Origin of the sequence: Cryobacterium sp. PH31-O1 (assembly GCF_030063455.1) — a bacterium.
In the GTDB taxonomy this organism is placed as follows: Bacteria; Actinomycetota; Actinomycetes; order Actinomycetales; family Microbacteriaceae; genus Cryobacterium.
This window is the reverse complement of the sequence record NZ_JASITB010000003.1, coordinates 127179-151760: the sequence shown is the minus strand read 5'-3', so window position 1 is coordinate 151760 and position 24582 is coordinate 127179. Positions and strand designations below refer to the sequence as shown.

23 protein-coding genes are annotated in these 24582 nt (G+C 64.7%); 16 read left to right on the top strand and 7 right to left on the bottom strand.

Annotated features, from left to right (window positions below; translation table 11 throughout):
- Positions 1 to 13: 13 nt before the first annotated feature.
- Complete coding sequence (locus QMK31_RS07935; protein ID WP_283500413.1) at positions 14 to 904, bottom strand: IclR family transcriptional regulator; 891 nt, start codon at positions 902 to 904, stop codon at positions 14 to 16.
- 138 nt (positions 905 to 1042) lie between these two features.
- Between QMK31_RS07935 and QMK31_RS07930 the strand changes: the two genes are divergently transcribed.
- From QMK31_RS07930 to QMK31_RS07890, 9 genes are all read left to right on the top strand, one after another.
- A complete protein-coding gene (locus QMK31_RS07930; RefSeq protein ID WP_283500412.1) occupies positions 1043 to 1705 on the top strand; it encodes an ABC transporter permease in 663 nt (220 codons plus the stop codon).
- Complete coding sequence (locus QMK31_RS07925; protein WP_283500411.1) at positions 1698 to 2732, top strand: ABC transporter ATP-binding protein; 1035 nt, start codon at positions 1698 to 1700, stop codon at positions 2730 to 2732. The genes QMK31_RS07930 and QMK31_RS07925 overlap by 8 nt, the downstream gene beginning before the upstream one ends.
- 2 nt (positions 2733 to 2734) lie before the next feature.
- Complete coding sequence (locus QMK31_RS07920; protein ID WP_283500410.1) at positions 2735 to 3520, top strand: ABC transporter permease; 786 nt, start codon at positions 2735 to 2737, stop codon at positions 3518 to 3520.
- A 59-nt stretch (positions 3521 to 3579) separates the two neighbouring features.
- Positions 3580 to 4518, top strand: a complete 939-nt coding sequence (locus QMK31_RS07915) for a glycine betaine ABC transporter substrate-binding protein (RefSeq protein ID WP_283500409.1) — start codon at positions 3580 to 3582, stop codon at positions 4516 to 4518.
- The gene (gene fae, locus QMK31_RS07910) at positions 4518 to 5090 is read left to right on the top strand and encodes a formaldehyde-activating enzyme (RefSeq protein WP_283500408.1); all 573 of its coding nucleotides are present in this window, start codon (positions 4518 to 4520) and stop codon (positions 5088 to 5090) included. Before QMK31_RS07915 ends, fae begins: the two co-directional genes overlap by 1 nt.
- The gene (locus tag QMK31_RS07905) at positions 5087 to 6190 is read left to right on the top strand and encodes a mandelate racemase/muconate lactonizing enzyme family protein (protein WP_283500407.1); all 1104 of its coding nucleotides are present in this window, start codon (positions 5087 to 5089) and stop codon (positions 6188 to 6190) included. Before fae ends, QMK31_RS07905 begins: the two co-directional genes overlap by 4 nt.
- Entirely contained in the window at positions 6187 to 7692 is a 1506-nt protein-coding gene (locus tag QMK31_RS07900; protein ID WP_283500406.1) for an aldehyde dehydrogenase, read from the top strand. Before QMK31_RS07905 ends, QMK31_RS07900 begins: the two co-directional genes overlap by 4 nt.
- Before the next feature lie 69 nt (positions 7693 to 7761).
- Positions 7762 to 8835, top strand: a complete 1074-nt coding sequence (locus tag QMK31_RS07895) for an NAD(P)-dependent oxidoreductase (protein WP_283500405.1) — start codon at positions 7762 to 7764, stop codon at positions 8833 to 8835.
- A complete protein-coding gene (locus QMK31_RS07890; RefSeq protein WP_283500404.1) occupies positions 8832 to 10043 on the top strand; it encodes an iron-containing alcohol dehydrogenase family protein in 1212 nt (403 codons plus the stop codon). Before QMK31_RS07895 ends, QMK31_RS07890 begins: the two co-directional genes overlap by 4 nt.
- Before the next feature lie 405 nt (positions 10044 to 10448).
- Here the strand turns inward: QMK31_RS07890 and QMK31_RS07885 are convergent, their stop codons facing one another.
- The gene (locus tag QMK31_RS07885; protein ID WP_283500403.1) at positions 10449 to 10718 is read right to left on the bottom strand and encodes a hypothetical protein; all 270 of its coding nucleotides are present in this window, start codon (positions 10716 to 10718) and stop codon (positions 10449 to 10451) included.
- A 113-nt stretch (positions 10719 to 10831) separates the two neighbouring features.
- Here QMK31_RS07885 and QMK31_RS07880 point away from each other — a divergent pair, with 113 nt between their 5' ends.
- From QMK31_RS07880 to QMK31_RS07855, 6 genes are all read left to right on the top strand, one after another.
- Positions 10832 to 12214, top strand: coding sequence for a DHA2 family efflux MFS transporter permease subunit (locus QMK31_RS07880; RefSeq protein WP_283500402.1), 1383 nt, complete (start codon positions 10832 to 10834; stop codon positions 12212 to 12214).
- A complete protein-coding gene (locus QMK31_RS07875; protein WP_283500401.1) occupies positions 12211 to 13197 on the top strand; it encodes a Gfo/Idh/MocA family protein in 987 nt (328 codons plus the stop codon). Before QMK31_RS07880 ends, QMK31_RS07875 begins: the two co-directional genes overlap by 4 nt.
- A 33-nt stretch (positions 13198 to 13230) precedes the next feature.
- Complete coding sequence (locus tag QMK31_RS07870) at positions 13231 to 14724, top strand: D-alanyl-D-alanine carboxypeptidase/D-alanyl-D-alanine-endopeptidase (protein WP_283500400.1); 1494 nt, start codon at positions 13231 to 13233, stop codon at positions 14722 to 14724.
- Positions 14725 to 14741: 17 nt separating this feature from the next.
- Entirely contained in the window at positions 14742 to 15332 is a 591-nt protein-coding gene (locus tag QMK31_RS07865; RefSeq protein ID WP_283500399.1) for an isochorismatase family protein, read from the top strand.
- 32 nt (positions 15333 to 15364) lie between these two features.
- On the top strand, positions 15365 to 16060 hold the full coding sequence (locus tag QMK31_RS07860) for an alpha/beta fold hydrolase (protein WP_283500398.1): 696 nt from the start codon (positions 15365 to 15367) through the stop codon (positions 16058 to 16060).
- A 367-nt stretch (positions 16061 to 16427) separates the two neighbouring features.
- Positions 16428 to 17870 carry an aldehyde dehydrogenase family protein gene (locus QMK31_RS07855; RefSeq protein WP_283500397.1) on the top strand — a complete coding sequence of 481 codons (1443 nt, stop codon included), beginning with the start codon at positions 16428 to 16430 and terminating at the stop codon, positions 17868 to 17870.
- A gap of 334 nt (positions 17871 to 18204) precedes the next feature.
- On the opposite strand, the gene QMK31_RS07850 is transcribed toward QMK31_RS07855, so the two are convergent.
- Complete coding sequence (locus tag QMK31_RS07850) at positions 18205 to 19551, bottom strand: MFS transporter (RefSeq protein ID WP_283500396.1); 1347 nt, start codon at positions 19549 to 19551, stop codon at positions 18205 to 18207.
- 234 nt (positions 19552 to 19785) lie between these two features.
- Here QMK31_RS07850 and QMK31_RS07845 point away from each other — a divergent pair, with 234 nt between their 5' ends.
- A complete protein-coding gene (locus QMK31_RS07845) occupies positions 19786 to 21060 on the top strand; it encodes a hypothetical protein (protein WP_283500395.1) in 1275 nt (424 codons plus the stop codon).
- Here the strand turns inward: QMK31_RS07845 and QMK31_RS07840 are convergent, their stop codons facing one another.
- From QMK31_RS07840 to hpaD, 4 genes are read right to left on the bottom strand one after another with little or no spacing between them, the layout of a single operon-like run.
- Complete coding sequence (locus tag QMK31_RS07840; RefSeq protein ID WP_283500394.1) at positions 21061 to 21801, bottom strand: IclR family transcriptional regulator; 741 nt, start codon at positions 21799 to 21801, stop codon at positions 21061 to 21063.
- A 37-nt stretch (positions 21802 to 21838) separates the two neighbouring features.
- Positions 21839 to 22660, bottom strand: coding sequence for an aldolase/citrate lyase family protein (locus tag QMK31_RS07835; protein WP_283500393.1), 822 nt, complete (start codon positions 22658 to 22660; stop codon positions 21839 to 21841).
- Positions 22645 to 23430: a 2-oxo-hept-4-ene-1,7-dioate hydratase gene (gene hpaH / locus QMK31_RS07830; RefSeq protein WP_283500392.1), complete on the bottom strand. Its 786-nt coding sequence runs from the start codon at positions 23428 to 23430 to the stop codon at positions 22645 to 22647. The genes QMK31_RS07835 and hpaH overlap by 16 nt, the downstream gene beginning before the upstream one ends.
- An 8-nt stretch (positions 23431 to 23438) precedes the next feature.
- A complete protein-coding gene (hpaD, locus tag QMK31_RS07825) occupies positions 23439 to 24512 on the bottom strand; it encodes a 3,4-dihydroxyphenylacetate 2,3-dioxygenase (protein WP_283500391.1) in 1074 nt (357 codons plus the stop codon).
- Positions 24513 to 24582: the final 70 nt, after the last annotated feature.

Here is a 24582-nt window from a genome sequence, read left to right as displayed (position 1 = left end):
ACGCTTGGGCTAGCTATGCGGGGGCGGGCGCGCCGAGTTGCAGCGAGAGCTCCGCTGCCACCCGGGCGGCCAACGCCCCAGCCTCATTGAGGTGCGAGCCTAAGCGGGTCTTGGGCGCGCTGACATTGATAGCGGCAACGATGCTGCCCCGAAAATCGAAAACTGGGGCAGAAACCCCAACGACTCCCTTCTCAAACTCTTCATCGACGGTGGCATAGCCGCAGTTTCGGATGCGCGCAACTTCGCGCTTGAGGCTCTGAAAATCGGTAACGAGAGGTACCCCGTAGTTCTCCCTTGTGGTCGCATCCGCTGTGTCGAGGCTGAGTAGCGACGGTGTGACCGGACTTGTCACGGGCTCATCGCTGCCGTGCGCGTCGTACCAGCGCCGGAGGTCGTCGTCGGCCCAATCGCTAACAAGCACGCGACCAGATGACGTGCGCCAGGCCGCCGTGCTCACTCCCTCCCAGCCGAGGCCGCGAAAGGCATACTCGCTCAGTTCGCTGGCCAGGGTGAGAACATTGCCTCCGCGAAGTACGCAGAGGTGCGTGGTTTCGTGGGTTGCCGTGACTACCCGCCGCAGATACGGCACGGATGCCCGTACCAGGCGCGATTCCAGCGTGCGGGCCGCCAGGGCGTAGAGCTGATACCCCAGACGATAGTTTTGGGTCACCTCGTCGCGGGAGACCATGCCAATTTCTGCCAACGTGGCCAGGGCGCGGGAGACAATTCCCTTGTCTCTGCCCGTGAGCTGAGCGACGCGCAGTACACCCAGCCCCCCGGCAGCATCGGCCTCGGCGGAACCCAGAATCTCCAGAAGCTCCAGATCGCGACGTAAACCAGCGGAATTACGACGCGGGACGGCCCTCGACTGCTCGGGCTCGACGCCGTTGGTGTTCGTTGTCATGCGGGAAGACTAATTCGTAGTTGTCATTTGCACAACTACTGTTGTGCAAAAGGGTACGACCTCGTAGTCTCGCTGTATTCCACCGCCGATTGTTAGAAATCGCGGAACACGCAGAGTTGAGTGAAGGAGGGCGCTACCGTGAATCTGGATCTAAACGGACTGGTGACGTTCTGGGCACGCCGCTGGGACGACATCCTTGAACTCCTCGGCGAACATCTCACCGTGGTGGCCCTCTCCCTTCTTATCGCCATGGTCATTGGCGTGGGCGTTGGCACCCTGGTCTGGAACAAGCCACTGCCCCGTTCCGTAGTGATCGCGGCTGCGGGCGTTGCCCTCACCATCCCGTCGCTCGCCCTGCTCGCTTTGTTGCTTCCCATCTTCGGCCTGGGCTGGATCCCGACCGTGATCGCCCTCGTGATGTATTCGCTGCTTCCCATCGTGCGCAACACGGTCGTCGGGCTGCGCGAGGTACCCCCCGCCATTATGGAGTCCGCCCTCGGCATGGGAATGACGCCCTTCACCGTGCTGCTGCGTGTGCAACTACCGATGGCCTGGCCCATCATTCTCACCGGGGTGCGAGTGGCAGCCCAGCTCACGATCGGCGTTGCGGCCATCGCCGCCTACGTGGCCGGCCCGGGACTTGGCCAATTCATCTTTCAGGGACTCAGCTCGCTCGGTTCCAAAAATGCCCTCAACTTCGCCCTCACCGGAACGCTCGGCGTGGTGCTTCTCGCTCTCGTCGTCGACGCTGCGTTCGTGGCCATCACCCGACTAACCACATCAAGGGGACTCCGTGCCTAAGCCACTCAATACCGCCCTCCTCCAGATTTCCGGCAAGACCAGCGGAGCGCTGATCGAACTCAACCACGTGACAAAGCAGTACCCCAATCAACCGGTAGCGGCCGTGCAGGACTTTTCCATGACGGTGCAGCCCGGGGAGCTGATCATGTTCGTCGGTCCCAGCGGATGCGGCAAGACCACGACCATGAAGATGATCAACCGCATAATCGAACCAACGAGCGGCTCCATCTCCATTGACGGTCGCGATGTGCTGTCGCTCAATCCCAGCGAGCTGCGCCGCCACATCGGCTATGTCATCCAGCAGATTGGCCTGTTTCCGCACATGACGATCGCCGAAAATATTGCGGTCGTACCCAGGCTGTTGGGCTGGAGCAAAGAGAAGACCAACGACCGCGTACAGGAACTTCTCACCACGGTGGGCCTGGAACCCGACGATTTCGCTCACCGCTACCCCAAACAGCTCTCCGGCGGGCAACAACAGCGCGTGGGTGTGGCCCGGGCGCTGGCTGCCGACCCGCCGGTGATGCTCATGGACGAACCCTTTGGTGCCACCGACCCGATCACCCGCGAGAAACTGCAGGCCGAATTTCTGCGCCTTCAGGCATCAATCGGCAAGACCATCATCTTTGTCACGCATGACTTTGACGAGGCCGTACGGCTCGGAGATCGCATCGCCGTGCTCAGCAACCGCAGCCAGATCGAACAGTTCGACACACCCGCCAATATTCTCACCAACCCGGCCAACGACTACGTCGCCTCCTTCATCGGCCTCGGCACCGCCATCAAGCGCCTCGTTCTCATCCCGGTGACCGAAGCCAAGCTTGGCCCCGCAAGCAGTGCCCCCGGGGCCACCACCACGGTGCGCACCACCGATTCACTCCGCGATGCCCTCGACGCCCTCGTGCTCACCGGGCTTCCCGCTCTCGCCGTACTCGATGACCACAACAAAATCGTGGGATCGATCAGTGTTGACCAGATCTCCGCGGTTCTCGGCGCCGAGGTGCCCACCTTCGCGTCGGAGGTGTAATCGTGAGCGTCTCGACCAGCACCAGCGCAACGTCGACGGTGCGTCGTCCGGCTTCGCGGAGCTCTGAAATCTGGTCGCTAAAACGGTTCGTCACCCCGGCCGTAGTACTCGTTGTACTGGCCGCACTTCTGCTCTGGCTCTCCAGCCTCACGCTCGACTCCATCGAGGTGCGCACCCTCAACCTGGACTACATCATTGCCCGGGTGAGAGAACACCTCGGACTCACCGTGGTGGCATCCGCTCTGGTGGCCGTGCTGGCAATTCCCACCGGCATCCTGCTCAGTCGTACCCGATCACGCGTGCTCAAGGGGATCGTGCTCGGGATCGCCAACGTAGGGCAGGCAACGCCAGCAGTCGGCGTCATCATTCTGCTGGCCATCCTCTGGCAAACCGGTTATCTCACCGCCCTGGTCGGTCTCGTCGTCTACTCTTTTCTGCCGGTACTGCGCAACACCATGATCGGGCTCCAGCAGATCGACGAGAACGTGCGCGAGTCAGCATTTGGTATGGGGATGACCCAAAACCAGGTGCTCTTCCGCATCGAGTTACCACTGGCCGTTCCCGTCATTCTCGCCGGGCTGCGCACGTCCCTCGTGTTCTGCGTTGGCGTAGCGACCATCGCCACCTTTATCAACGCCGGTGGCCTCGGCGACATGATCGTCAACGGTCTCAAGCTGCAGCGCTACCCGGTGCTCGTGACCGGCGCCGTTCTGGTGGCCTGCATCGCACTGCTCATCGACTGGATCGCCGCCACGGCCGAGGACGTGCTGCGGCCTCGCGGCATTTGACCCCTGATTTTTTCCCGCAACACAGCAGTCCCATCCCACCCTGCACACGAGGAGAAACCATGAAAAGAACCACCGTCCTGTCCATTTTGTCCCTCGCCGCGGTCGGCGTCCTGGCCCTCACCGGATGTTCTGCGGGCGGCTCGACCGCTGCCGGAGCCAAGGGCGACGAAGTGGCCGGTCTCACCGGCACCGTTGGCGCCAAGGACTTCTCTGAACAGTTCATTCTTGCCTACCTCACCAGTGGACTTCTCAACGCCCACGGCGCCAAAACGGATGCCAACACGCAGGTAGTCGGCTCGGCCAATGTTCGCGCCGCCCTGGAAAACGACGACTTCATGGGTTACTGGGAATACACCGGTACATCCTGGATTACCTACAACAAAAACACCGCTCCCGTGCAGGGTGAGCAGGCCCAATTCGAGGCCACCAAGAAGGCCGACGATGCCAACGGAATCGCCTGGCTCGATCCGGCACCCTTGAACAACACCTACGCCTTCGCGATTCGCTCCGACAAGGCAAAGGAGCTGGGCGTCACCTCGCTCAGCGACATCGCCAAGCTGCCCATCGCCGACCAGACCTTCTGCATCGAGAGCGAATTCTCTACCCGTGACGATGGCTGGCCAGGCCTCAAAACCGCGTACGGACTCGATGTTCCCGACTCGAATGTTGCACTGCTCGACACGGGCGTCATCTACACCGCCACCGAGAAGGCTGACGACTGCAACTTCGGTGAGGTATTCCAAACCGACGGCCGCATTAAAGCACTCGATCTCACGGTCATGAAGGACGACCAGGAGTTCTTCCCCGTCTACCAGGGAGCGTTCACGCTCAAGCAGACCACCCTCGACAAGTACCCGGGCATTGCCACGGTCATGGCGTTGATGAGCGACAAGCTCACCACCGAAGAAATGCAAAAGCTGAACGCGCAAGCCGATGTCGACGGCGACGACCCCGAAGACATCGCGAACGACTGGCTGAAAGAACAAGGACTGATCTAATGCCCCTTGCTCCTCGCGAAACCGAAACTCTACAAATCGGCGAAAGTTTTATTGGGGACGGCGTGAATGCCGCGCACGTCAACACCGTTTTCGGTCACCGCGAGGGGCCAGCCGGTGTGGCGTGGGCCAGCGCCCTCGCCACACCCAGTGCCGGGCACGTTCCGTTCGTCACGGTTCTGCGCCCATCGCTGCCCGTCAAGCCGCTCACCCTGTTTGTGACCAAGGCCGCGCCGGCAACGGATGCGCACGGCCTGCTCATCTGGGGACCGGCCCAGGCCGGCATCGCCGCCGGGGTCGCACAGGCCCTCTTCGACGGCACCATCTCACAAGAGCAGGCCGACAGCCACGTCATCATCGCTGCCGTGTGGGTGAACCCCGGCGCCGATGACGCCGAAACTGTCTACGCCAACAATCGGCTCTCCGTGCACACCGCCCTGGTGAATGGTGCCGCTCGGCTCCCTAGTAACGACGCCGTGATCGCGGCTCGCGACAGCCCGTTCAATCCCTTCTTCACTCCGCGTTCGGCTGTAGAACTGGCCGCCGCGACGACCCCGTCCGGAACCTCCACATGAAGATCACCGCGATCCACCTCACCCGCCTGAACCTGCCGCTCGACCCACCGTTTTCGGCCGCTTGGGATCCCATTCCACGCCGCAACTTTCCGGCGACCCTGGTGCGAGTCGAAACAGATGACGGTATCGTCGGTGTCGGCTCCGGTGACACCATGGACGGCTTCGAGGCCTACGAAGACCTCTTCATTGGCACCGATCCGATGCAAATCCTCAACCAGGTGCGCCGCATTGAGACTATAAATTTTCATGGTGGACGGTATTGGCCACTCGAAGCCGCCCTCTGGGACATCATCGGGCAGGTGGCCGGGCTTCCGGTCAGCGTGCTCTTCGGCGGCGGGCGCGATCGCCTCAGGGCCTACGCGTCCTGCGGTGAACTGAAACCGGCTGCTGCCCGGGCCGAGAGTGCACTCGCGGCGCGCGAACGCGGTTTCAAGGCAATGAAAATTCGTATTGCCCGCGACCGTATCAGCGACGGGATCGCCGCAGTTCGGGCCACCCGCGAGGCGGTCGGCGCGAACTTTGACATCATGGTCGACCTCAACCAGATGTGGCGCATGAGCGGTGATATCGAGGCCGCTCTGCCCTTGGCACGGGTGCGCCGCATCGCTGACGAGCTCAACGACCTCGGTGTGCTCTGGCTGGAGGAGCCGCTGCCGCAGGCCGACGTTGTCGGCGCGCGGCGCATCCGCTCTGAGACCGGCATTCAGGTTGCCGCCGGTGAAATGGTGCGCAGCATGGCCGAGATGAGCGCGCTCATCGAAGCGGATGCCTACGACATCTACCAGCCCGACGTCGTGCTCGCCGTGGGAATGTACCGAGCCCGGCAGGTCGCCGAATCCGCCAACCTGCGGCACAGACTTTTCACCCCGCACACCTGGAGCAACGGCCTCGGCCTGCTCGCCAACCTGCACGTGGCCGCGGGGGTCGACGCCGGACCGTATCTGGAATTTCCCTACGATCCGCCCGGCTGGACGCCACAACGCCGCGACTTCTTTATGACCCCGCTCGACATCGACGCCGTCGGCGATCTGGTGGTGCCTGCCGTGCCGGGGCTGGGCGCCGAGATCGACTGGGCCGCAGTAAAGAGGTACACCGTATGACCGACTGGATCACAGCGGCCGCCGCCCTGAAACCCGAAACGCGGTTGTTCATCAATGGTGAATTTCGCTCTGCCCGAGATGGCGCCACCTTCGACAGCTTTTCACCCCGCGACGGCCGCCTCCTCTGCACGGTGAGTGCCGCCGGTGAAGCGGATGTTGACGCCGCTGTTCGTGCGGCCGCCCACGCCTTTGAATCCGGCGTCTGGTCGAGGGCAGATCGACGCGAACGTGCCCGGGTACTGGCGCGCCTCAGCGATCTGATGCTGGAGAACCTCGACGAATTGGCCTTGTTGGAGTCGATCGACTCCGGGCATCCGATCGGGGACGCCCGCCGGGTGGACGTGCCGCAGGCCGCGCGCACGGTGCGTTGGTATGCCGAGGCGATCGATAAGATTTACGACGAAATCGCCCCCACGCCGCAGACCGCTTTGGCCCTGATCACTCGAGAACCGCTCGGGGTGGTCGGCGCGGTCGTGCCGTGGAACTACCCGCTCATCATCACGGCCTGGAAAATTGCCCCGGCGCTCGCCGCGGGCAACTCGGTGGTGCTGAAGCCCGCCGAGCTGACCAGCCTGTCGGCCCTGAAACTCGCGCAATTGGCCGCTGAGGCGGGCATTCCGGCGGGCGTGTTCAACGTGGTGCCCGGGCTCGGGCCGGTGGCCGGGCAGGCGCTCGGCCGGCATCCGCTGGTAAATAAGATCACGTTTACCGGCTCACCCGCCGTCGGCCGCGGCTTTTTGACCTACTCCGGCGAATCGAATGGAAAACAGGTGGCGTTGGAACTCGGGGGTAAATCGGCCCAGGTGGTGCTCGCCGACACCGAAGATCTCGCCGCGTGTGCTGAAGCGGTGGCCTGGGGCATTTTCTATAACGCCGGGCAGACCTGCCACGGCGGCAGTCGCCTCATCGTCGACGAGCGGGTGCACGACGAGCTCGTGGACCGTGTTGTCACGGTGGGCCGCTCTCTCGTGCTTGGCGACCCGCTCGACGAGGCCACCCAGATCGGCACGATCGCCAGCGCCAAACAGTTGGAGCGGGTGCTGGAATACACCGATATTGCTCGCGCGGAGGGCGCCGTGGTGCACGGTGGTAACCGCGTGCGGCCCGAGGGCCTTGCCTCGGGCTACTACGTGGAACCAACCGTTTTCGACGGCGTCGACAATGCCGGTCGCATCGGCCAGGAAGAAATCTTCGGCCCGGCCCTGGCCGTGACGAGCGTGCGGGGTGCGGCCGAGGCCGTGCGCGTGGCCAACGAGAGCGAATATGGGTTGGCCGCCAGCCTGTGGACAGGCAGTATCACCACCGCGCATGCCGCCGCCCGGATGCTTAGAGCCGGAACCGTGTGGGTAAACACCTTCGACGCCTCCGACATCATTACCCCATTCGGAGGTTTCAAAAATTCCGGCAGCGGTCGGGACCGATCGTTGCATGCGTTCGATGCCTATACCGCCCTCAAAACAACCTGGATCAACGTGGGTGCACCGCAACTTTCGAACGACTGATTATCCCGTACTGATTTACCCCATAACGACCCGCTTGATACTCGCGCTTGCTAATGAATTGAGAGAACTATGACCGCTACTTCGTCGACGCGAGTCGGCTTCATCGGCCTGGGAAACATGGGTTCGGGCATGACCCGCAACCTGCAGAAGGCCGGCTTCGCGCTCGTCGTGAACGATATCCGTCGGGAGTCAGCCGCGGAACTACTCGCTAACGGAGCCGTCTGGGCGGATACTCCCGCCGAGGTTGCCGCCGCGACGGATGTTGTCATCACCATGCTGCCCACCCCGCGGCACGTCGATACCGTTGTCAACGGCAAGAACGGCATCCTGGCCGGCATCCCCAACGGCGGATGCTGGATCGACATGTCCACCTCCGTGCCCGACGTTGCCAACGGCGTGCGGTTCGATCATGCCGAACGGGGTTTGCGCATTGTGGACGCCCCGGTGAGCGGCATGTCGGTCGGGGCCGCCTCGGGCATGCTGCAAATCTTTGTCGGCGCTTCCAACGACGATTTTGACGAGCTGTTGCCCATTTTTGAAGCCATGGGCGACCCGGAGCGCATTCTGCACGTGGGTGCTGCCGGCACCGGGTATGCCGTGAAACTGATGATCAACCAGCTCTGGTTCTCGCACCTCGTCGCCACGTCCGAGGTGCTCAGCATCGGGGTGAAAGCCGGTGTTGACCTGGGCGTTCTGCGAGCCTCGCTCATCGCGAGCCCCGCCAACAGCAACTTTGTGCAGCACGATGTGCTGTCCATTCTGGGCGACGGCGACTACGACGAGGGCTTCTCCATCGCCCTGGCCTGCAAGGACCTCGGGCTTTCGATCGACCTGGCCCGGTCCGTGGGGGTTCCGGCCGAACTGAGCGGACTGGTGGAACAGATCTATCGTCGAGCCCGCGCACAGTATGGCGACTCGGCCGGCGAAATGAGCCCGGTGCGACTCTACGAAGATCTCAGCGGAATCAACCTGCGCCTCAACGATTCCACCACGAGCAGCCCCGCCGACGCGGCGGCAGCGGTCACCGCGGCCGAAGAAGCCGCCGAAGTCTCTGCCGCGGCGTCCATCGTCGCGTCGGTCGCCGCATCCGCTGCCGCCGCCGCGGTGGCGTCCTTGGTCCAGGCTGATCTGGCCTCCGCATGAACGCCGTCGTTTCACCGAACGCAACCGGCCTGGCAGCGCTGCCCCAGCCGCTCAGCGAGGTTTCTCTCGTGCTCGACGCCAAACCGGTGGCGCATTTTGGTCGCGGCACGGTCGCTGATGTTGGCCGCATCACGGCGGCGAGCGGGGTGAGCCATGCCCTCATCGTGACGGATCCGTTCCTGGCCGCCAGCCCGGTGGTCGCTTCCGTACGGCTATCGCTGGAATCGGCCGGTCTGGCCGTGACCGTGTTCGGCGGGGTCACACCGAACCCCACGACGTCGTGTGTCGATGAGGGCAGCGATGTGGCGGCATCCGCTGGCGCCGATGGAATCGTGGCCGTGGGCGGTGGGTCGTCGATGGATGCAGCAAAAGGAATTGCCCTCGGGGCACGGAACCCCCAGCGCGGTGTGGACCTCGACTACCGCAGTACCTTCAGGCACCCCGCCCTGCCGATCGTGGCTGTTCCCACGACCGCCGGAACGGGAGCGGAGGTCAACGCTTTCGGTGTGATTACCGATGTTGACAGCCACCGCAAGTTCTACGTTGGCCATGACAGTGCCCTCGCCCGGGCGGCCGTGCTCGACCCCGACCTCACCGTTGGGCTGCCGGCGGGCGCCACGGCAGCCACCGGCATGGACGCCCTGACTCATGCGCTCGAGTCGTACCTCTCGGTGCGAGCGAATCCGTACAGTGACGGCATCGCCCTGCAGGTGATCTCCACCGTGGCAGAGTTTCTGCCCCGTGCGGTTGTCGATGGCACCGACATCGAAGCCCGTGCCGAACTGCTGCTCGCCAGTCACGTGGCCGGGGTCGGGTTCTCGCACACCGGGCTCGGTCTCGTGCACGGCATCGCGCATCCGCTGGGGGGCCAGTTCAACATTCCCCACGGCCTCGCACTGTGCATCGTGATCGAAGCCGTACTGCGATTCAACCTGACCGCCCGCACTGCGCGCATCGCCCGGGTGGCCTTCGCCCTCGGGGTGGGAGATACCGCGGTGACGGCGGAAACGAACGCCCAGAGTGCTATCCGTGCCGTCGCAGAGTTGGCCGTCACGGTTGGCATGACTGGGCCGCTGTCGAAATTCGGGGTGACCGAGCGCGACTTGGCGTCCCTGGCCGCTGACACGCTCGCCGACACCGTCACCGTGAACAACCCGATCCAGCCCACTGCGGTCGAAGTGGAGGACATTTTGCGGGCGTGCCTGTGAAAGGTGAAAACCTGGACCGCGCCCAGACGGAGGGTCTCGGGCGTACCCACCCTGAACGCCCTTTTCCAGCACCGGATAGCCAACTCCGTACCTCTGAGGCAGGGCGAAAAGCAGCGGGCCGAGAAACAATCCACCAGCTACCGGGCGCAACCACTCCGGGCCTCGCCAAGTCCAGTTGCACAGGTCTTCGACGGCGTACAGCACTTCAGCCGTTCCATTGACCGTGCGGTTGAGGGGGATTGGGTGCAAGGGGTATCGAGTCCGGGCAGCCGACGCGAAGTTCTCGTCGAGCTCACGCCGCGGGAGAACCTCAAGCGGCGGATTTGCTTACCCTGGGAATCGACTAAGACGGTACGACCGGTGTCGTACCGGAACGAAGGTGGAGCTCGTTCCCGTTGCGTTCGGTCAGCGAGCCATTCCCTCGTGCACCTTGACCACGGTGATCTTCTTGGTGGGGTGCACGGTTTTTGCTGGTGCGCGCGAGAACCCTTTAGCTCCCTCAAGACGGTTCTGTCCGAGAAACTGGGCCAAAGCCTCATCATAAACAGTGTTGAGCTGGGCGCCAGTGAAGTCCTCGCTTGCACCCCCGGTGAACGTGATGCGGATGAGCGAGCGGTCGGGAAAGTGCCGATTCATGCGGATGAAGCCATCGTCGTCCTGCTGCAGGGTGATCATTGGTCTAGTTTGACCTATTCTCAGCACGACAGGCACCGCGCAGCATTCGACCATGCCACCGACCATGCCACCGACCATGCCACCGACGGCGCAACGTGCGCTTTAATAAGCTCATGACTCGTTCACCGGCCGCCACGCAGCGGCTCGTGCTCGTGATCGCCGTGCTCGCCTCCTTCATCGCCTTTCTGGATGGCACCGTCATTAATGTGGCGCTTCCGGCGATTACCCGTGAACTGGGTGGTGGAATCGCGACCCAGCAGTGGGTCGTCGACGCCTACCTCATCACCCTGGGCGGCATCATCTTGCTGGCCGGGTCACTCTCCGACGCCTTCGGGCGCAAACGGGTGCTGTTCTGGGGTTTGCTGGGGTTCGCCGTGGCATCCGTTCTGTGCGCTGTCGCACCGACTGCACTCTTTCTGATCGGTGCGCGCGGTCTACAGGGAGTGGCGGGGGCGTTGCTGGTGCCCAGTTCCCTCGCACTCATTTTCAGTACCTTCAGCGGCTCCGGCCAGGCGCGCGCAATCGGTTCCTGGACGGCCTGGACCAGTACAGCCTTCGTTGCTGGCCCCCTGATCGGCGGGCTGCTCGTTGACCTCTCCTCCTGGCGGCTGGTCTTCGGCATCAACCTTGTACCGATCGCGATAACACTGTTTCTTTTGGCACGCCTTCCGGGCGATGCAGCAGCGGATGCCGACACCCGCGTCGATATCGTTGGCGCTGTTCTCGGCGTGCTCGGTTTAGCCCTGCCGGTCTTCGCGCTTATCGAACAGGCTAACTTTGGGTGGGGGAGCCCGGTCATTCTCCTGCCGCTCATCGCCGGCGTGCTGTGCTTTGTCGCATTTCTGCTGCACGAAAAGCGCACGAGAGCGCCCATGATGCCGCTCAGCCTATTTCAGGTGCGCAATTTTTGGGTGGGAAACGTGGCCACCACGCTGATTTACGCGGCGCTCTCACTCGGCACGTTCATTGTCGCCGTGTTTTTGCAACAGTTTGGCGGTTACACCGCGACGCTGGCCGGCCTGGCACTTTTGCCGGTAAGCATTCTCAGCATTGCCCTGTCCGGCGTTGTGGGAGCTCTGGCCGGTCGGTTTGGGCCGCGTCTGTTTATGTGTCTGGGCCCGATCACGGCCGGGATCGGCTTCTTTTTGTTGCTTCGCGTGGATGCGAACGTCACCTATCTCAGTCAGGTGCTGCCGGGCGTTGCGATCTTCGGCCTCGGCCTGACCATCACGGTCGCCCCGCTGACCTCGGCCATTCTCGGCGCCATCGATTCCCGTCGGGCCGGCATTGCTTCGGCGGTCAACAACGCGGTATCGCGGGTGGCCGGGCTCGTAGCAATCGCAGCGGCCAGCATTATCGTTGGCCCGGTTCTCGACCTGGACGGGTTTCATCGAGCCATGATCGCCACCGCTCTTCTCCTCGTGGGAGGCGGGATCGTGTCGGGTTTGGGCATCCAGAACTCCGTGTCGGCGCCCGAGGCTAAGCTGCAGGCATGACAGATCTGATTCGATGGGGAATCTTGGCCACCGGCGGCATTGCCCACCTGTTCACCAAGGATCTCGTGCAGAATGGCCACACGGTTCAGGCGGTCGGGTCGCGAAGCCAGAACACAGCGGATGCCTTCGCCGCCGAATTTGATATTTCTACCGCGCATCAAAGCTACGAGGCTCTGGTGAATGACCCCGAGGTCGATGTGATCTACGTGTCGACTCCGCATCCGTTTCACGCCGAGCATGCCATGCTCGCGCTGAACGCCGGTAAACACGTATTGATCGAGAAACCGATTGCACTCAACGCCCATGAGGCCCGGCAAATCGTTGACCTGGCGACCAGCAAAAACCTTCTCGTGCTCGAAGCCATGTGGACACGTTTTCTACCGCATATGGTTCGTATCCGTGAGATTTTGGCCTCCGGCACGCTTGGCGACGTGCGGAGCCTGCTCGCCGACCACACCCAAGACCTGCCAGACGACCCCGAACACCGCTTGAACTCAATGGCACTCGGCGGCGGCGCGCTGCTCGATCTCGGCGTTTATCCGGTGAGCTTCGCCCATGCCGTCTTCGGAACACCCGACACCATCGTGGCCAGCGCATCGTTTAAGAGCACCGGGGCAGACGCCCAGGTCGCCACCATCTTTCGATACGGCGACGGGCAGATTGCCACGACGTTCTCGGCGAGTAACACGCTCGGCCCGACCACCGCATCCATCCTCGGAACCAACGGCCGCATCGACATCGATGCTGTCTGGTATGCGCCAACCGGTTTTCGGGTGCTCGACCAGCGCGGCGAGGTGGTCGAAACCTTCACCACCCCCTCGTTCACCGGCCGAGGAATGCACTTTGAGGCGATGGAGGCCGAACGGGTGATTCGTGACGGAACCTTCACGAGTGAGGTCATGTCCGCCAACGAATCGGTCGCGATCATGCAGACCCTCGACACGGTACGAGCCCAGATAGGCCTGCACTACCCGGGCGAATAGCCCACCATATGGCCCGTCGGTTAGCATACGGAGGTGGACAAACCAGTGCAGGCACCCCAACCCACTGACGCTGACGCCAGCACGCGTGGTGGACTTACGCCCCTCGGTGAACAGCAACGCAGCACCCGGCATCGCCGGGCCTGGCTGATTGCCGCGGGCGCCCTGGTCTTCCTGCTGCTGGGCAGTGGGGCCGTGTTCGCCGGCACCCAGACCGGCGCGATGGAGCCGGCGGCGGCATCCGCTGTGTCCACCTCCACCGCGACACCGAGCCCGACGCCCACCGTCGACCCGGCGCGGCCGGTGCCCGCCGAAGCGACGGCGGCCAGCCGGCTGCGCACCTGTTCGGTCGCTAATCTCGCCGCCGATACCCGTCTGGCCGAATTTCAGGCACAGGTCGTAAACGCCGAGACCGGTGCGGTGCTCTTCGACCGCGGCGGCACGATATCCTCTCGCACGGCGAGCGTCATGAAGGTGCTCACTTCGGCCGCCGCGCTCAACGTGCTCGGCAGCGACTACCGGGCCACCACCCGCGTCGTGAAGGGTGCCGAACCCGGCCAGATCGTGCTCGTCGGCGGGGGAGACCTGACCCTGTCTCGCCTCCCCACCGGCCAGGAACCCTTTTACACCGGCGCCGCCCACCTCGACGACCTCGCCACCCAGACCCTGGTCGCCTGGGCCGCCGATCCGGCCAACCCGCCGATCACCTCACTCGTGCTCGACGCGTCCTACTTTTCTGGCCCCGACTGGGACGAGGGCTGGGCCCGCACCGAACTCGGCCTCGGCTACATGCCCGAGATCACCGCCCTCATGGTCGACGGCGACCGCGATGACCCCACCCGCAGCACCTCCGCCCGCAGCGAAGACCCGATTGCCCGGGCCGGGCAGGCCTTCGCCGACGCTCTCGGCGGCAAGGTCACCATCAGCCAGGCCACAGCCCCGGCTGGCGCCACCCAACTCGGCGCCGTTCAGTCCGCACCGGTCTCGACGCTCATCCAGCAGTCCCTCATTGTGAGCGATAACACCATCGCCGAAATGCTCGCACGCCTCGTGGCCATCGAAAACGGTGCCGGCAACTCCTTCTCAGCCCTGCAGGCGGGCATCGTCGGCGGACTCGCCGCCTACGGCATCGACACCACCGGCATGATCATTAAGGACGGTTCGGGCCTCAGCCCGAACAATGCGGTGTCGCCGGCCTACCTGACCGCCCTGTTCCTCAAGGTCAACGCACGCGAGGGCAACCTTGGAGTGCTGTTCGACGGCCTGCCGATCGCCGGGGGACCGCGCGGCTCCCTGTCGTACAGCGACCGCTTCTCCGGCGCCAATTCCGTCGCCGACGGCGCTGTTTTCGCCAAAACCGGCTGGATCGACACCGGCTACACCCTCGCCGGCGTCATCCACGCTGCCGACGGCACCCCGCTCACCTTCGCCATCTACGCCATCGGCAACGTGAGCTCGAACGCCAAAATTGCCATCGACACCCTGGCTACCGGCTTTTTCCAGTGCGGCGATAATCTGTCTAATAACTGATTTTCGAAGGAGACATCGTGACCCGTGCACTGTTCATCATCGACGTTCAGAACGACTTCACCGAGGGCGGTACGCTCGCCGTCGACGGTGGGGCTGCGGTCGCCGCGGGCGTGAGCGCGCTGCTGGCGCAGCATCCGCTCGCCTACAAATATGTCTTCGCCTCGCGCGACTGGCACGATATCGGCAACGACAACGGCGGCCACTTCGCCCGCGACGCCGCTCCGGACTACGTCACGACCTGGCCGGTGCACTGCGTGGCCGGCACCGCGGGCGCCGAATACCACAAAGCTCTAACAACGGATGCCGTGACCTTTCACATTCGCAAGGGCCAGGGCGAACCCGCGTACTCGATCTTTGAAGGCACGACCGAGGCTGGGGAGACTGTGGGAGCACTGCTGAGCGAACACGGGGTGACCGAGATCGACGTGGTCGGCCTCGCCACCGACTACTGCGTGCGGGCCTCCACCCTCAACGCCCTGGAACACGGCCAGCACGTGCGTGTACTGACGGACCTGGTGGCCGGGGTCGCCGCGGAATCAACCGCGGCCGCCCTCGCTGAGATGGCGCATGCCGGCGCGGTATTCGCCGCGAGCGACGTCGTCGAGTGACTCAGTTCGCTCGACGGCTTGACGGTGTGCGAGTGGCCTTCGATACCACATCGGGAGAGCGGCCCGTTCTGCTCGTGCACGGTTTCGCATCGACCGCCGCGGTCACCTGGCATAGTTCAGGCTGGGTGCGGGGGCTCGGAGAATCCGGGCGCGGCGCTGTCACACCCGACCTGCGCGGTCATGGCCGGAGCGACAAGCCCCACCGCGTCGCTGACTACGCACCGCGGCAGCTGGCCGCCGACCTGGTGGCCGTGCTCGACACCCTCGAACTCGACCGGGTCGACGTGATCGGCTATTCCATGGGGTCGCGGGTGGTGGCCGCCCTGGCCGGGCTGGCCCCCGAACGCGTGCGCCGCCTCGTGCTCGGCGGGGCCGGGCCGCTGGAACTGTTCGATACCTGGGATCTCGACGCCGTGGAACGGTATGTGATTGCGGGCGACCGGCCCGCCGACCCGTCCATCGCCGCCGTACTCGGCCCCGCGATCGCGGCTGGAGCCGATCGTGAGGCGCTGCTGGCGTGCGTGCGGGGGGTCGCGGGGTGCACGCTGGACGTGCCTGCCGGCATTCCGCAGCTCTTTGTGGCCGGCGGGGCGGACACGATTCCGTCTGGGGTCGCCGCCCTGGCGGCCGATCGCGGCGCGCAGTACCTCGAACTGCCGGGACGCACCCATTTTAATGCGCTGATCGCGCCTGAATTCAGGCAGGCCGCCCTGCAATTTCTGGCCTGACGTCGAAAGCCTAAACGGGCGTCCTGCCGATCGGCCACCGGCGTGCACGCGTGAAAAACCCCGTTGTCACGGTGCGGGCTTGCCCGGTTCCGTTGGTACGTTCGCGCTCAAAGCGGAGACCTGAACCGGGTTGATGCCGCTGTGAGTATCGTTGTGAGTGCCGAAGCGGATGCGCCCAACTACGCCGCCGCGGCGCTATAGCGCTGAATTATTTCGGTGGAATCGCTCTTCTGATCGTCTGGTGTGCGCCGAAAGCTAAGTACGCCGCGCGCGGGGACAAGTGCCGCGCGGGCTGCGGCGCGTAGCGTGGAAACAGATAGCGGGCGAGACCCCGTCCGGCCCAAATTGGACTCAAAGTGGAGGACTCATGACAACGAACGACACCCTGGCAACCCCGACACTAGACACCTACGACGGGCTGCTCGCCGCCATCACGCCGTCAGCCGGCGAGACGCGTGAGATTCTTGACCCCGCGACGGGCGTGGTCGTTGGCCTCGCCCCGGTGCACACCATCGACGACCTCGAATCCGCCATCTCCGCAGCGACACTGGCCCAGCCGGCCTGGGCGGCACTCGGACACGAGGCGCGCAGCGCCGTCATGGTGCGTGCCGCCGACGCGATCGATGCCGCGGCCGAGGCGCTCGCCCAGCTGCTCTCCCGCGAGCAGGGTAAGCCGCTCAACGGACCCAACGCACGCTTCGAAGTGGGCGCCGCATCCGCTTGGCTGCGCACCGCAGCCGCGACCGCGCTGGACTCTGAGGTGCTCATCGACGACGGCAGCACCCACGCTGCGATCACCTACCGCCCGATCGGCGTCGTCGGCGCGATCGGCCCCTGGAACTGGCCGATGATGATTTCGATCTGGCAGATCGCTCCGGCCCTGCGCATGGGCAACGCCGTCGTCGTCAAGCCGTCCGAGTACACGCCGCTGAGCGTGCTCGCCCTCGTCGCCGTGCTGAACCAGGTGCTGCCAGAGGGCCTGGTAACCGTTGTCTCCGGCGGTCGTGCGATCGGCGCGGGCCTCGCCGTGCACCCCGGAATCGGCAAGGTCTTGTTCACCGGCTCGACCGCCACAGGCAAGGCCATCATCAAGAGCTCAGCCGACACGGTCAAGCGCCTCACGCTGGAGCTCGGCGGCAACGACGCTGGCATCGTGCTGCCTGACGCCGATCCGGAAGCCATCGCCGAGGGACTGTTCTGGGGTGCGTTTATCAACACCGGTCAGACCTGTGCCGCCCTCAAACGCCTCTACGTACACGACGACATCTACGACGCGGTCTGCGACGCTCTGACGGCGGTCGCCGCGAAAATGCCGATGGGTGTGGGAATCGACGAGAACAACGTGCTCGGCCCGCTGCAGAATCAGGCCCAGTTCAATATTGTCGCCGGTCTGGTGCAGTCCGCCAAGGACTCTGGGGCGCGCGTGCTTATCGGCGGCGACCCCGACCTGGACGCTCCGGGCTTCTTCTACCCGACCACCCTCGTCGCTGACATCGATGACGACAACCCGCTGGTGCGTGAGGAACAGTTCGGGCCGGCTCTTCCGATCCTGCGCTACACCGATCTCGACGATGTCATCGCCCGCGCCAACAGCGTCGACGTCGGCCTCGGCGGATCGGTCTGGTCCAGGGACCTCGTGGCCGCCCGCGCTGTAGCTGCGCGTCTGGAGACCGGAACGGTGTGGATCAACGCGCACGGCGCGGTGCACCCGATGATTCCGTTCGGCGGGTCGAAGCAGTCCGGTTACGGGCTCGAATTCGGCGTCGAGGGCCTCAAGGCGCTCGGCGTGCCGCAGGTCATCAACGGCTAGGCATCCGCTAAGAAGGGCCCCTCGTCACAGACGGGGGGCCCTTTCTGCGCCCGTTGCCGAGCCGGGCGGTGGCTAATTCAGGAGAAATGAACGGATGCGTGCACCCGGCCCGCACAAACACGTGGCAGATCGGCCGGGGCGGCCCATCCGGCTTGAATTAGCCCCCGCGACGGGCCGCACCGGCAGCGTGTGGTCGGGGCCCACCTTAGGGACACGGGCCCAGTTTCTAAACTGGGCCCAGGGACGGGGCCCGGGCCCCGTCCAGAAGCGAGGACGAAAAAAAGACCGTGCCGCCCGGATGAACCCGGGCGGCACGGTCTCGTGTGGTTGGAAACTATTCGTGGGTACTGACTCCCAGCGGCACTCCGCGGGTCTCTTTCACGAGGGTAACGGCGACGAAAGAGATCGCCGCGAGCACCATGAGGTAGATGCCGATGGAGAAGGTCTGGCCGGTCTCATCGAGCAGCAACTGGGCGATCAGCGGGGCGAAGGCACCACCGAGGATCGCACCGAGGGCATAGCCGATCGACACGCCAGAGTAGCGCACCTGGGCCGGGAACATCTCGGCGTAGAGCGCCGCCTGCGGGCCGTAAGAGAAGCCAAGCCCGCTCGCCAGGATGATGAGGGAGAGCGCGAACCAGACGATGTCGCCGGTGTCGATGAGCAGGAACATGGGGATGGCCCAGATGAACAGGAACGCATAGCCGAGCTGGAAGGTGCGCACGCGACCGATTTTGTCGGACAGGATGCCGCCGAGCATGGTCGACGCGAGCCAGAACACGGCCGCGACGGTGCTCGCGATGAGCACCGGGGTGCGCTCCATGCCGAGTCCGCCGGCGTCGGCGGGCTTGGTGGCGTAGGAGTTGAAGAACGCTATGAGCATGTAGCCGGCCGCGTTGTTGGCGATGAAGATCAGCGCGGTGAGGATGACCTGACGCGAGTGGTTCTTGAACAGCTGCTTGAGCGGGGCCGCAGATTCCTTCTTGCGGGTCTGCATCTCCTTGAAGACCGGGCTCTCGGCGACCGCACGGCGGATGAGCCAGCCGACGATGATGAGCAGCACGGAGACGAGGAATGGGATGCGCCAGCCCCAGCTGAGGAAAGCCTCTTCGCTCATCGAGGTGGTGACCAGGATCATCACGCCGGTGGCGAGGATGAGGCCGACCGGAACGCCGATCTGCGGGTAGGCGCCGAAGAAGCCGCGCTTGTTGACCGGAGCGTGCTCGACCGACATAAGGGCGGCACCACCCCATTCGCCGCCGGCCGAGAAGCCCTGGAGGATGCGCAGCACGATCAGCAGGATCGGCGCCCAGACGCCAATCTGATCGAAGGTCGGCAGCAAACCAATGAGCGCCGTCGCCGCACCCATCGTGACGAGCGTGAACACCAGCATGGCCTTGCGGCCGATCCTGTCGCCCAGGTGACCGGCCACAATGGCGCCGAGCGGGCGGAACAGAAAACTGATGCCGAGCGAGGCCCAGGCGATCAGCTGCGCCAGCGGTGCATTCTCACCGGCGAGCGGGGCGAAGAACAGGCCAGCCAGCACCAGGCCTGCGGCCTGGGCGTAGATGAAGAAGTCGTACCACTCAATGGTGGTGCCGACCATGGTGCCGGCGAGCACCCGCCGTTCTTCGTTTCGTTTAGCGCTGGTCGCCGATGTGCGCTCGGTGGTAAAGGCCATGGAATACCCCTTCGTATTTCACTGCGGTGCTGGGTCGGGTGCTGCTGCAAAGTGTGTGAATCGTGCGGAGAAAAACAGGCACTGGGGCAGTATGACAGCAAAATTGAAGATTACCTACCTATTGGTCAGTATTGTGCGGGATTGTTACTTTCCGGGGATTCGACGTGCCAGATTGCACCCTGTATGGGGGTGTTGGCGGGGTGCTCTGGGCCAGGGGACGCTAGTTTGGAGGAAATGTTCTCCACGAAATTGCCCCGGGCCAAGGGCCGCGCCGCACTCGGGACGCTCATTATCGGTGTCGTCGTGATGCTGATCTGGCCCATCGTGACCGCCATCTTCGTGCGCAACTCCCACGCCCTCCCCGAGACGTGTGCCTCGGTGTACGGCAAGGGTGTCACCGTGCGCTACGACAGCTTTCCGCCGCGTCAGCTCTGCGAGACCGTGCATGACGGTTGGGTAGCCACGACCGATCCCCAACTGACGATCGGGCTTTCCGCCGTGCTCGTACTCGCCGTGGCGGCTGTCGTCGTCGGCATTGTCGTCGGTGTGCGTGCGGTGCCGAGGACCGCGCCGGCGGCATCCGGTGTGAATTTCGCCTATATCGCCGGAAGCCTGCCCTCACTCACGGTGCGGCGCCTTCGTCGCCTGTGCGGGTTACTCGCCGTGGTCTCCGTATTGTCACCGGCGTGGATGTTCGGAATGGCGATCGGTGCGGCCTGGGACAGGCCGGGCGCGGTCGACCCGGCCGCTGAACTCCCCGGCTACGTCGCGCAGGTTCTGGGAGCCACAGTGATTCCGGTGTTGGCCCTCGCGGTCGGTGTTGCCGGCTGGGTGGCGCAGGTGCGCCAGCGAACGGGGGGTCGCGGTTCAACGTCCGACGCGCTGGTCGTGCTGATTGCACCTCTCGCGTTGCTCGGCCTTACCCTGGCGCTCGGACTCGGTTCGATCGCTAAAACCATTCGCGACGGCGAATTGTTCGTGCCCGCGACGACCGACAGCGCGCAGAGCAGCACGCCCCCGGCGGGCGACGTGCAGCTGGTACTGCCGCCCGGGCTGCCGCCCATCGAGCTGCCTGACGTGCCCTCGACGGCGCTGACGTCGACCCAGCTCGAGCAGCAATTTGCGGCGTTCGTCGCTCAGACGACCTCGCGCTTTGGGCCGGCGTTCGAGGAGCCGGAACGGCAGGGGGCCATTCCCGGCGCTGCCCTCGACCTGGCCGTGGTGGCTGCGCCGTATGCTTTCGACTGCCTGGGCTCGGGAATCGGCTACGGCATGGAACTCACCTTCTCCGGCGCCGATACCGACGACTGGGACGTGAACTACGACGCGGCAGCGGCCGCGTTCCTGCGCATTACCGATGGCTGGGCGGACGACGGCTATCCAAGCCAGACCTACAACAGCGAGTTCCTCGCCTACGCCGACGAGCCGAGCGTCGTGTCCCAACTGCGCGCCCGCCATATCGGGTCGACCGTTCGGGTGGGCCTGCAGAGCCTGTGCGTGGCGCGGTGACTAGCTCAGCTCGGCGACGATCGTGCGCGCGGCCGCGGTGAGCACAGCGCCGATGTCGGTGGGGGAGTGCAGACTCGAGATATACACGACGGCGAGGGAGGCCGGTGATTCGCCGGGAACGAGCAGCGGAACAGCGATCGACGACAGGCCCGGAATGACCTCGTCGTGGCTCGAGGCGTAGCCGAGGGCAGCGACTTCGCCGACCTCACTGCGGCGGGTTTCCGAATGGCCAAGCGCGGCCCACCGCGCGGCGCCCAAGCCCGATTGGATGGCTATTCCCGGCGCGCCCATGTGCAGCGGATGCCGCGTGCCTGGCTGCTGAGCGACCGTCGCGTGGGCCTGCCGCGGCTCGATACTCACCAGGGTGAAGATCTCACCCTGGTCGAGCACCGCCACGAACGCGGTCATGCCGAGGTCGTTGGCGACGCGGGTGAGCACGGGCCGGGCAGCGGCCTGCAGATCGCGGGACACCCCGCGCGCCAGGGCGGCCAGTCGCGCGCCGAGCCGCACCAGCCCGGCCGGGTCACGCACGACGAGGCCATGATCTTCGAGAGTGCGGAGAATGCGATAGGCGATCGATCGGTGCACGTCGAGGGCGGCGGCGAGTTCGACGATGCTCATCGGCTCGTCGATTTCAGCGAGAATTTCCAGTACGCGGATGCCGCGCGACAGGGTTTGCGAGTGCGCGGCGGGTACCGGCTGGGCAGTGCCGGCGGGCTCGGCGAATTCTGGGATCGACACCCGACTATTCTCGCATTCGGTCTCTGAGTTCGCTCGCTCAGTAACTCGGCCGCACCGTGTCGGGTTTGGCCGAAGTAGCGCTCGTGATGAAGGTGGCGGCGAGCGACTCCGAAGCGCGGGCGAGGATGGCCACGTCGGCTCCGACGAGCACGAAACGGGCACCAGCCGCCAGGTAACGCTCGGCGGTCGCCGGCGCGAAGGCATTGACGCCGACGGGTTTGCCGAGCGCGGCGACGGTGCGGATACACCGCTCAACCGAAGCGACGACGTCGGGGTGGTCCTGCTGGCCGAGCAAACCCATCGATGCGGCAAGGTCGGACGGACCGATGAACAGGCCGTCCACGCCGTCGACGCTGGCGATCTCGGTGATGTTGGCGACGGCATCCGTTGTCTCGATCTGCACGAACAGGGAGATCGTCTCGCTGGCCCTGGCCAGGTAGTCGTCGATGCGGTTCCACCGGGAGGCCCTGGCCAGGGCGCTGCCGACGCCGCGTACGCCGTGCGGCGGGTAACGCACCGCAGCCACCATGGCGTGGGCCTGCTCGGCGGTATCGACCATGGGAATGAGTAGATTCTGTACGCCGAGGTCGAGGAGCTGTTTGACGATAATCCGATCCCCGATCGGCGCACGCACCAGCGGTACGATCGGATACCCGTGTACGGCCTGCAGCTGGCTGAGCGTCGACTCGAGGCCATTCGGGCTGTGTTCGGTGTCGATCAGGAGCCAGTCGAGGCCGCTGCCAGCACAGATTTCTGCCACGAGGGCGCTGCCGGAACATACCCACATGCCGATCTGCGCACGGTCGGTGCCCGCGAGAACGTCGCGGAAGGTCGGCTCTGCTGCTACTCGAATCGGCATGTGATGGCTCCCAATGGTCCATAGTCGGCGTGCACGGTGTCGCCCTGCTCAACCCACATCGGCCGGGTGAACGAGCCAGCCAGGATGATCTCCCCGGCCTCGAGGCTGGTTCCGTGCTGGGCAAGCTTGTTCGCCAGCCAGTAGACACCGGCAGCGGGGTGATTGAGCACGGCCGCGGCCACCCCCGATTCCTCGATGGTCTGGTTGCGGTAGAGCAACGCTGACACCCAGCGCAGGTCGATGTCGCCAACCTTCACGGGCGTGCCGCCCACGACCATGCCGCCCATCGCCGCGTTGTCGGAGATGGTGTCGACGATCGTTCGACCGGCCATTTCGATGCGCGAGCTGAGGATCTCGAGCGCCGGAACCACGTAGTCCGTCGCGTCGAGCACGTCGAACAGGGTGGCGTTCGGCCCCGATAGTGGCTTGCCGAGCACGAAAGCCAGCTCGACCTCGATGCGCACGTTCGAGAAGCTGTCGAAACGGATGCTTGCGCCATTCTCGTAGACCTCGTCAGCGAAGATCACACCATAATCGGGTTCGGTGATGCCGGTCGCGACCTGCATCACCTTGGAGGTCAGGCCGATTTTACGACCGACAAGCCGGCGGCCGGCCGCGATGCCGCGCTCCTTCCACAGGCTCTGCACGGCGTAGGCGTCGTCGACGGTCATGCCGGGGTAGCGGGTGGTCAACAGGGGAACAGTCGACCGGGTTTGGCCGGCCGCGACGAGTTCGTCGGCGATCTCTTCGATGACTGAATGGTCAAGCATGCTGCTCCCTAGAGGGTGGTGCCGAGTTTGAAGCCGGCCAGCTCGTCGTCTTTGCGGGTGTACGAGAAGCCGTCGGCGCCGACGGTGACGGCCATTTCGCTCGACTCGGTGCGTTCGATGACCGGCTGCGGTTTGCCGTCGAGATCGAGCACGAGCGAAGCGTCCGTGTACCAGCTCGGCACGACGGGGTTGCCCCACCAGTCGCGGCGCTGGTTGTCGTGCACGTCCCAGGTGACGACGGGGTTGTCGGGGTCGCCGGTGTAGTAGTCCTGCGTGTAGATCTCGACGCGGTGGCCATCGGGGTCGCGCAGGTACAGGTAGAACGCGTTCGAGACGCCGTGGCGGCCAGGCCCGCGCTCGATCAGGTCGCTCTTGCGGAGCGCGCCGAGCTTGTCGCAGATGTAGATGATGTTGTGCTTCTCGTGCGTGGAGAACGCGATGTGGTGCATGCGAGGGCCGTTGCCACCGGTGAGGGCGGTGTCGTGCACGGTGTCCTTGCGGCGCATCCAGGCCGCGTAGGTGACGCCGTCTTCGTCTTTGATGTCTTCGGTGACGCGAAAGCCCAGGTCTTCGAGGTATTTGCGGCCACGGCCGACGTCGGGAGTGACCTGGTTAAAGTGGTCGAGGCGCACGAGCGCACCCGGCCCCTGCAGGTCGTAACGCCAGGCGAGGCGTTCCACGTGGGTGGTCGAGTAGAAGAACTCATAGGGAAAACCGAGCGGGTCCTCGACGCGCACGCTGTCGCCGATGCCCCGCGCGAAGCCCTCGGTGCGGCGTTCGGTGCGGCAGCCGAGTTCCTGGTAGTAGGCCTCGGCGAGGTCGACATCTTCCGGGGCGCGCACCCGGAAGGCCATCGCGGCGACGGCGGCGATCGGCCCCTGGCGCAGCACCAGGTTGTGATGAATGAACTCTTCAAAGCTGCGTAGGTAGATCTCGGTGTCGCTCTCCTCGGTGACGACGAGGCCGAGAATATCGACGTAGAACTCGCGCGAGCGGGCCAGGTCGGTCACAACGATGTCCATGTAGGCGCAGCGGAGGATGTCGGGCGGGGTGCTCGTGGGGGTGGGGATCGGATTGGTCATGGGGTTCTCCTCGTTGAGGGTTCGTGCTGGGTGTGTGCGGGGGGTGCTACGGATGCGAAGCGGATGCTGG

What these genes read in the sequence shown, in the direction of transcription:
- QMK31_RS07935 (WP_283500413.1), bottom strand. Translation starts at nt 904, where the DNA reads ATGACAACGAACACCAACGGCGTCGAGCCCGAGCAGTCGAGGGCCGTC.
- QMK31_RS07915 (WP_283500409.1), top strand. Translation starts at nt 3,580, where the DNA reads ATGAAAAGAACCACCGTCCTGTCCATTTTGTCCCTCGCCGCGGTCGGC.
- fae (WP_283500408.1), top strand. Translation starts at nt 4,518, where the DNA reads ATGCCCCTTGCTCCTCGCGAAACCGAAACTCTACAAATCGGCGAAAGT.
- QMK31_RS07905 (WP_283500407.1), top strand. Translation starts at nt 5,087, where the DNA reads ATGAAGATCACCGCGATCCACCTCACCCGCCTGAACCTGCCGCTCGAC.
- QMK31_RS07900 (WP_283500406.1), top strand. Translation starts at nt 6,187, where the DNA reads ATGACCGACTGGATCACAGCGGCCGCCGCCCTGAAACCCGAAACGCGG.
- QMK31_RS07895 (WP_283500405.1), top strand. Translation starts at nt 7,762, where the DNA reads ATGACCGCTACTTCGTCGACGCGAGTCGGCTTCATCGGCCTGGGAAAC.
- QMK31_RS07890 (WP_283500404.1), top strand. Translation starts at nt 8,832, where the DNA reads ATGAACGCCGTCGTTTCACCGAACGCAACCGGCCTGGCAGCGCTGCCC.
- QMK31_RS07885 (WP_283500403.1), bottom strand. Translation starts at nt 10,718, where the DNA reads ATGATCACCCTGCAGCAGGACGACGATGGCTTCATCCGCATGAATCGG.
- QMK31_RS07880 (WP_283500402.1), top strand. Translation starts at nt 10,832, where the DNA reads ATGACTCGTTCACCGGCCGCCACGCAGCGGCTCGTGCTCGTGATCGCC.
- QMK31_RS07875 (WP_283500401.1), top strand. Translation starts at nt 12,211, where the DNA reads ATGACAGATCTGATTCGATGGGGAATCTTGGCCACCGGCGGCATTGCC.
- QMK31_RS07855 (WP_283500397.1), top strand. Translation starts at nt 16,428, where the DNA reads ATGACAACGAACGACACCCTGGCAACCCCGACACTAGACACCTACGAC.
- QMK31_RS07850 (WP_283500396.1), bottom strand. Translation starts at nt 19,551, where the DNA reads ATGGCCTTTACCACCGAGCGCACATCGGCGACCAGCGCTAAACGAAAC.
- QMK31_RS07845 (WP_283500395.1), top strand. Translation starts at nt 19,786, where the DNA reads ATGTTCTCCACGAAATTGCCCCGGGCCAAGGGCCGCGCCGCACTCGGG.
- QMK31_RS07835 (WP_283500393.1), bottom strand. Translation starts at nt 22,660, where the DNA reads ATGCCGATTCGAGTAGCAGCAGAGCCGACCTTCCGCGACGTTCTCGCG.
- hpaH (WP_283500392.1), bottom strand. Translation starts at nt 23,430, where the DNA reads ATGCTTGACCATTCAGTCATCGAAGAGATCGCCGACGAACTCGTCGCG.
- hpaD (WP_283500391.1), bottom strand. Translation starts at nt 24,512, where the DNA reads ATGACCAATCCGATCCCCACCCCCACGAGCACCCCGCCCGACATCCTC.